Origin of the sequence: Duganella lactea (genome assembly GCF_009857505.1) — a bacterium.
Taxonomy (GTDB): Bacteria; Pseudomonadota; Gammaproteobacteria; order Burkholderiales; family Burkholderiaceae_D; genus Rugamonas; species Rugamonas lactea.
Window position 1 is genome coordinate 1 of the sequence record NZ_WWCP01000070.1, and the last position, 7862, is coordinate 7862.

The 7862-nt window shown below is 54.1% G+C and carries 7 protein-coding genes; 5 read left to right on the forward strand and 2 right to left on the reverse strand.

Going from position 1 to position 7862, the window contains the following annotated elements; all coding sequences use genetic code 11:
• Positions 1-257 precede the first annotated feature (257 nt).
• The gene (locus tag GTP44_RS26365; RefSeq protein ID WP_161021743.1) at positions 258-1028 is read right to left on the reverse strand and encodes an abortive infection family protein; all 771 of its coding nucleotides are present in this window, start codon (positions 1026-1028) and stop codon (positions 258-260) included.
• 216 nt (positions 1029-1244) lie between these two features.
• On the opposite strand from GTP44_RS26365, the gene GTP44_RS26370 reads away from it, so the two are divergent.
• From GTP44_RS26370 to GTP44_RS26390, 4 genes are all read left to right on the forward strand, one after another.
• Entirely contained in the window at positions 1245-2288 is a 1044-nt protein-coding gene (locus GTP44_RS26370; RefSeq protein ID WP_161021744.1) for a DNA-binding protein, read from the forward strand.
• A 144-nt stretch (positions 2289-2432) separates the two neighbouring features.
• Positions 2433-4379, forward strand: a complete 1947-nt coding sequence (locus GTP44_RS26380; RefSeq protein WP_161021745.1) for a cytochrome c/FTR1 family iron permease — start codon at positions 2433-2435, stop codon at positions 4377-4379.
• Between the two features lie 333 nt (positions 4380-4712).
• Positions 4713-4913 (forward strand): hypothetical protein, encoded by a 201-nt coding sequence (locus GTP44_RS26385; RefSeq protein ID WP_161021746.1) that lies wholly within the window; start codon positions 4713-4715, stop codon positions 4911-4913.
• A gap of 336 nt (positions 4914-5249) precedes the next feature.
• Entirely contained in the window at positions 5250-5963 is a 714-nt protein-coding gene (locus tag GTP44_RS26390) for a hypothetical protein (RefSeq protein WP_161021747.1), read from the forward strand.
• A 209-nt stretch (positions 5964-6172) separates the two neighbouring features.
• Here GTP44_RS26390 and GTP44_RS26395 read toward each other — a convergent pair.
• Positions 6173-7260 (reverse strand): IS3 family transposase gene (locus GTP44_RS26395; RefSeq protein ID WP_229257100.1). Its coding sequence is split into 2 segments (ribosomal slippage): positions 6173-6999 and positions 6999-7260, totalling 1089 coding nucleotides; the frame shifts between segments, so codons are not numbered across the junction.
• A gap of 128 nt (positions 7261-7388) precedes the next feature.
• Here GTP44_RS26395 and GTP44_RS26400 point away from each other — a divergent pair.
• On the forward strand, positions 7389-7745 hold the full coding sequence (locus GTP44_RS26400) for a hypothetical protein (protein ID WP_161021748.1): 357 nt from the start codon (positions 7389-7391) through the stop codon (positions 7743-7745).
• Positions 7746-7862 lie beyond the last annotated feature (117 nt).

Genomic DNA, 7862 nt, shown 5'->3' on the forward strand with positions numbered 1-7862 from the left:
GCTGCTGGCTGGCGTGCTGTTTAAAGATGGACTTCCGGCGCAGGACAATCCGCCGGAACAACAGAAACTCGCCGCCTGATGGCCCTACGCTTCAGGATTGGCATACACCAGATTTGACATTAGCTCCGCCATCCGGTGTCGCTGGCAATAGACCGCCCCACACGACTTCGAAGTGCTCGATCGCTGATCGATAACTTTGTCGAGTGTTCTCGCGCGTCGCCGCTTGAATGTATTTTTCCAGGTTGCTCATGGCTCGTTCACTGACCTACCTTGGCCCGTATGTAGTTGAATATAGTCCGGGTCGCATTGACAGCCAAAAGCGCTTCCGGCTCTCCCAGGAGATTCTTGGACGGGTGGGCAATACTTCCGTTGTTCCGCAAAGAGTTTAACGCGTCAATGGCGTTAGCAAAGCCGTTAAGCACCCTGACCATTTCTTTGTCGTGAGGTCCCATAAATGAGAGTGCGGGGTGATCGGCTCGAAGTGCTTTGAAGAGCGCCGTCATTGAGGCATCGTCAGCGACCGAGATTCCCATGCTGGTGCACAGCATGCGGAAATAGCCGTGCAGTGCGGTATGAAGCCGATCAACAGCGCTGACAGGACCACTTGTCAGTAGAAGATGCTCGGCATCTGCTAGCGCGCGCAGAACGACATCGCCTGGAGCGATATCTGGAAGTGCCTCGGAGTGCACTCTTTCAACATCCACGTGGACAAAGCCGATGATATCCGGCACTTCACGGATCAGTTGACTACGCAGTTTAGGATGGTTGATCAGTAACTCGATAGCGTGCCGCTGGTGACGCGCAAAATATTCGAGGCATTGGAAAACGCAAGCGCCGTAATCATCATCGCCGAAGTGCAGGCTACGTAGCAAACGATCGTGATGCTGGATGTACTCGTGCTGCCCTGAGGAATAGCCTATTTCCTGCCAGTCGGCATTCGTGAACTCGGCGCTGATGATGCGTTGCAACGCAAGCACCAGTTTCCCGTGTGTTCTAGGCTCATCGAGGTAGTCGTCTAGTGTGGTCATTACACCTCCATTCGCAGGTTCGGTGGACTTGTGTCGCCGGCGAGAACCAAATTACACGAGCATAAGGCTAAAAAAGGTCATTTTTCTTGCTCATACCGGATAATGTTACATTATCCGATATGAAATTTAAATGCAATTAGTCTTGATTTAGCTGCGTACATAGTATGTAATTATGTGGTACGTAACATATTATCTTATTTCATTCTTGGAGAATTCATGGCGCGCATTGGGCTTTACAAATCGGACGTAAAAAAGGCACGTGATGCCCTCATTTCGCAGGGTGTCAACCCGTCGGTCGATGCCGTTCGCGTGGCACTGGGGAACACTGGCTCCAAAACAACGATCCACAAATACCTCAAGGAACTGGAGGAAGAGGATGGCGGCGCCCGCGGCAAGCGCAGCTCGATCAGCGAGGCGTTACAGGACTTGGTCGAACGATTGGCCACACGGCTGGAGGACGAGGCACAGGAACAGATAGCGGCGGCCCGTGCCACATCCGATACGACGGCGGCCGAACAGGCAGCGCTGCTGCTGGCGGCCCAGAACGACAATGCGCAGCAGCGCTCCCGCGTGCTGGAGCTGGAAACGGCCCTCCAGGAGCAAGGAGCGGCATTGGCGGCTAGCCATAGCGAGCATCAACGGGAATCGACAATGCGCCAGGTCGCAGAACAGCAAGTGGCCGACCTGCAGCAACGACTTGCCGAGAATGAGGCATATCGACTATCGTTGGAGGAGAAACACCAGCACGCTCGCCAAGCCCTGGAGCACTATCGCCAGTCGGTAAAAGAGCAGCGAGAAGCCGATGTCCGGCGCCACGAACTACAAGTACAGCAAGTGCAGGCTGAGCTGCGCCTGGCGCAGCAGGCGGTCGCCGTCAAACAAGATGAGACCACTCGCCTGAACCAGGAAGGAGCGAAGCTGGTGTCAGAGTTGTCGCACACTAAGCAGAACCTTTACGAGCAACTGACGCAGGTCCGTAAGCTGGAGCAAAAAATCGACTCGCTGCAATCGCTGCAGGTGCACGCCTCGGATACGGAGCGCCAACTGGCCAGTAAAGTCGCCGAAGTGGAACTGCTGACCGAACAGTTAAACAATGCAAACGACCAGATGGCGCCGATAAAGGCACAGGTCCGTGAGTTGGAACTCTTGCTGGCCCAGGCCAATGCAAAGGCGCAGGCGCAGGAACAAATCGGGGAGCAGTTGCATGCCTATCTCGACAAGATCGCCGCCACATCGCCTATACCCGAGGCAAGGAAGTGAACGATAATTAACCGCTTATAGAAGGGAGTGCAGTATGAGCATCGATGAAGATACTGCCAGCAATCATCATCACCCAGACGATGGTCGAGTTGATCAGCGAGCTGATCTACATTCGTCTGATTCCAAAATTCGGAGGCAACAAAGATGCTCAGTAAGTTAAAGTTATACAAGTGGGCGGTAGCCGTCGCCTCGGCTTTCCTCTTCACAGGCACTGCTATTGCTGAACCAGCCCCCCCGGTGGACGCAAAACAGTTGTGGCAATTGATCGACTATGTCGCTGTCGATTACAGCGGCGCCGTGTCCAACGGCGCCGTCGCTAGTGATGCTGAATATGCGGAAATGCTCGACTTCACGGAGAATGCAGGCAAACAGGTTCAATCACTGCCGACGCACAGCTCCAAGCAGCAAATTGCTGCCGCGATCGCCGAACTACGCGCCGCTGTCGTTCGTAAGGCCGATGCTGCCGAAGTTGCACGCCTGGCTCATTATGCCAATGGCTTGTTGCTGGTGGCATATCCAATCCCGGTCGCACCGAAGGCCGTTCCGGATCTTGCACGTGGGCGCTCCCTATACCTTGCACAGTGCGCAGCGTGCCACGGCACCTATGGTGCCGGGGATGGGCCACTAGCGGCCGACCTGGAACCACCCCCGATTGCGTTTACTGATGCCGAGCGCGCAGGCTCCCGTAGCCTCATGGCGCTATTCCAGGTTATTTCGCAAGGGGTTGGTGGAACATCGATGGCAAGCTTCGAGTCGCTGCCAGAACAAGACCGGTGGGCACTTGCGTTCTACGTCGGTTCCATCGCTTATGACGCCGATATGCGCGCACGCGGTGAGCATTTATGGAAAAGCGCCGGGAGCACCATCAAGCAACGCTATCCTGACCTCGCTGCCGTGACAACTATTACCGAGACGGCCGCTGCCAAAACGCTGCCTGGTGAGGTGGCACGTGACCTGACTGCTTACTTGCGAACACATCCTGGTGTGGTTGAAACGGGCAAACCCACCGGTCTAAACCTCGCGCGTCTTCGGCTCCAGGAAAGCCTTGCGGCCCTGCGCGTGGGTGACAAAGCGAACGCAACCAAGCTAGGGCTGTCAGCGTATCTTGACGGTTTCGAGCCGATCGAACCCATCGTTGGTGCGCGTGACCAAGCATTGCTGGTAGCCGTCGAAGGTGCAATGCTGAAGTATCGTTCCGCAGTTACTGGAGGCACAGTCGCCCATGCCGAGGCAGCAGCTGGAGAATTGACTAGTCTGTTTTCTCAAGTAGAGGCGCTGATGGGAGATGCCAAAGCCGATCCAACGACCACCTTCCTTGGTGCGCTTGCCATTCTGTTGCGTGAAGGCGTTGAGGCACTTCTTATCGTGATCGGCATGATTGCATTTCTCAAAAAGGCTGGCCGACCCGACGCCTTGCGCCCAGTACACGCGGGATGGGTTAGCGCATTGGTCGCCGGTGGCATGACCTGGTTTATAGCGACCTATTTCATCGAAATTAGTGGCGCCAGCCGGGAAGTGACCGAAGGGCTCGGTTCTGTGCTTGCCGCTGTCGTTCTGCTCAGCGTGGGCCTCTGGATGCACCAGAAGAGTAGCGCTGGGCGCTGGCAGGACTATCTGAGTAGCAAACTGTCCGCTGCCATGACACGTCGTTCCGCAGGTGCACTCTTCGCGCTGTCGTTCATTGCTGTCTACCGTGAAGTCTTTGAAACCGTCCTGTTTTACTCGGCATTGGCCGCTGAAGGCAATGGCGGTGCATTGGCCGGCGGCTTTGTCACCGCGCTCGTTCTGTTGGCTGTGATCGCTTTTGTCCTGCTGCGTACCAGCGCCCGCATGCCGATCAGTAAATTCTTCTCCTACACGTCGGTTCTCGTAGCCGCTTTGGCGGTGGTGTTGATCGGCAAAGGCGTGTCTGCCCTGCAAGAGGCAGGATGGGTGGCAGCGCACGTTGTAAGTGGTCCTCGTGTCGACTGGCTGGGCCTTTACCCAACATTGGAAACAGTGCTGGCCCAGGCCGTAGTCGGATTGGCAGCGTTTGGCGGATTCGGCTTTAACTGGTTCCACTCGCGTCGAGGCGCCGCAAAAAATAACTGATCAACCATATGCAAACCTGAATGCGCGACCACCGTTATACTCTGATGGTGGTCGAGAGCGACAACAACGCCTACCGCAGCATTTTGGTTTTTTTACACGAATCGCGGCCGCCCCTCAAATCGCGTCCCACGAGCGTATCGGCGATCAGTTGCGAGGTTTTCTCGACAAAATGATACCAAGTGCCGCCGCTCCCACGGACAATGGGTAAGCCAAATAAGAAGCGCGGTTAGACTTGTACGACAAAAAACGCATAAGAGACACCTTTGTTATTACCGTAGGGCTTATGTGCTATTTCTGGCTTTATCCCGGCTGTCCCTCACTAGAGGAAACAAAATGAGTACACAAGTTAATCTTGAAATCGCATTGGAAAAGCTGCATCAATTGCAGCACGAAGACGGAGATCTTGGAGCGACGTATTGGTATGAAATATCTTGTTTGCTGAAGGAAGCCTCGCTGTACAAAGCGCGGGCATTGGCAGCAGAAGAAAAGCTGGCAGAGATAGAGCGAGTAAATGGACAGAATAACCTCAGTTGAGAACGCCAAGACAGTTTTCTGTGGCGATTTCCTCTTGAAATCATAGACTTAACTTTAGCGTGAACAACACGAATCCCCGCCGCCCCCTTAAGAATTTGGTAGGTTTCATAATTTGCCAAAACTCATAAACATGCCGCGATACAATAGGGGCTTTAAGCAGAACTACAGGTATGTATGGCTGGGTATTCGAGACGTATTAACAGTTGGGCCGGATTCGCCGGCAAAAAAGGCCCAGGATTTTGCGTTATCTGCGGCCAGTTCGGTGAACTTACGCGGGATCACGTGCCCCCGCAAGGATGTGTCCACATTACTAACGCAGTATTGAGCCGGCTTACAATGGATTCGCAATCCACTGGCCAGCAGCGCGACTCCATTTATATTCAGGGCGGCTTGAAGTTCCAAACCCTATGCGCGACGTGTAACAACCACAGGCTCGGTCTGGACTACGACCCGGAACTCAAGTACTTCGTCGACCAGATGCGTATCGGCATGCAAGCTGTAGTTAGAAATGTCGTGTTGCCTCGCATTGTCCGAGTAGAAGTGGACCTGCACTTGGTGGCAAGGTCGGTCATTGGCCATATACTGGCAGCACACGCGGTCGAGGACACGCAGACTTGGCGCCAGGACATTGGTGCATCAGAATCGCTGAGGCAGTACTTCCTGCATTCTGACCGTGCATTTCCAGACGATTGGCGCCTCTACTGCTGGCCGTATCTGTCACGTAAGCAGGTGATCCTCAGACACGCCGGCTGGATGGATATTTCGTTGCCTGACGCAGGAGACAAGACGGTGTATGGGCACATCATGAAATTTCTACCGTTCGGTTTTTGGCTTGTGCACAATCGGCCGCTGGACTTTATCATCGATGCACTAGACATTACTCCACGAGGCGTGCCTGACTCGGTACAAGAGGCGATCTCATTCGATCTTCGTCGCACGCCTCATTATCTGTATCCAGAAAACCCGGCCGGCCATCAAATCATGCTTTTTAATAACCAGCAGTCTTCCGTAGCAGAGCCGGCTCCCGTCCGAGCAAAAAGCAGGTTGTAGTGTTTATAGCGTCTGAACAGGGCAACAAGGCGCCAGCCCCCATTTGATGCAACGAGGGTGCTGCGGAAAGTAAAATAGTTCTACCGACAAACGACTCCCCACAATGGGTAATGCCATGACCAGCAATCCAACCACTCCAGCTGTCCCTACCTCATCAGAGTCGTTAGATGGTAATCCCCCCCATCAATGATGTGCACCAGAAGTAGAGGCTATGCGGCGAGGGCCAATTTCTGAATCGGCGTAATGCCGCCAAGTGCCATGTGTGGCCGGTCGTGATTGTATGTCCATAACCAGCGCGTGGCAAAGTCCTGGATCTCGTCCAAGGAATCGAACAGGTGATGCGCCAGCCAGTCATAGCGTACGGTGCGGTTATAGCGCTCGACATAGGCGTTCTGCTGCGGTTGGCCCGGCTGGATGAACGCGATCTCGATGCCGTGCTTGGCGGCCCAAGTCTTGGTCGTCTCGCTGATGTATTCCGGACCGTTGTCGCACCGGATCATGCACGGCTTGCCACGCCATTCGATCAGCTGGTTCAGCGACCGGACGATGCGTTCCGACGGCAGCGAGAAATCGACATCGATGATCAGGCCTTCGCGGTTGAAATCGTCGATGACGTTGAATAGACGAATGCTGCGTCCATCGGCCAGTTGGTCGTGCATGAAATCCATCGACCAGGTCTGATTGATCGCCGTGGGTACCGCAAGTGGCAATGGCTTCTCACGTACAAGGCGCTGGCGCGGTTTGATGCGCAGGTTCAGCTCTAGCTCGCGATAGATACGGTAGACGCGCTTGTGGTTCCATTTGAAGCCTTTCACGTTGCGCAGGTAAAGAAAGCACAGGCCGAAGCCCCAGTTGCGCTGATTATTCGTCAGACGCACCAACCAGTCGGCGATTACTTCATTTTCAGAATTGCGCTTGGCCTGGTAGCGAAAACAGGTCTGGCTGATGCCGAATGCTAGGCAAGCGTTCTGAATTGTCGCTCGACCAGTATCGACGTACCAGCGAGCCATCTCACGTCGGCGAGATGGCGCTACCACTTTTTTGCTAAAGCCTCGGCAACGATCTCGGCCTTGATGCGCTCATCGGCATACATCTTTTTGAGGCGGCGATTTTCCTCTTCAAGCTCCTTCATGCGGGCCATCAGGGATGCATCCATACCGCCGAATTTGGCGCGCCACTTGTAGAACGTTGCCGTGCTCATGCCATGCTCGCGGCATAGCTCCGGGATCGGGGAGCCGGCTTCGGCCTGCTTCAGGATGGCGATGATTTGGCTGTCGGTGAATCGGGAAGTCTTCATTGCAGAACTTTCAAAAAACTAATTGAGAAAATTCTACTTCTGATGGCGATCATTTGCAGGGGAGATTACCAGATGAACCAGCTCACGAAGCAGTTCTGAACGAAACGGAGGTCTTGGATTATGGGTTGATGAAGCTGGTCCTTAGTCAAGACCGATTCGTGCCGATCTCAAAAGATGCTTTCGATAAAATCACGAAAGCACGGGACTGTCTCATACAGCTTGTTGTTATCGAAGAGAAGTTCGACTTCGTAATCGAGAATCTCGCTGCGTTGGAAATGGCAGTTCTTGAATCAGCTAAACTGTGCAAGACTACCTCAATCGGAACCGTCGAGTTCCAAGTTAACAAAAGCGACATCAACCGCCATGTTGCAAACTTGGTCGCCTTGGGGCGCGTGTTTATCGAGCAGTCGTTGGTCCATTTGAATAAATTGAACGTGTTGGCAGGCCGCGCGCTCTTCGATTTGGCGGGCGCCCGGGAGCTATAGTCGAATCTGGTGTACGGGCTGAAATCTGCAGGCGGGGATGAGGCGGTGGAGATTTTGTTGGAAAATTTGATTGTCGAGATCAAAACCAACCAACAGAGGAAACTCCACCATGACGAA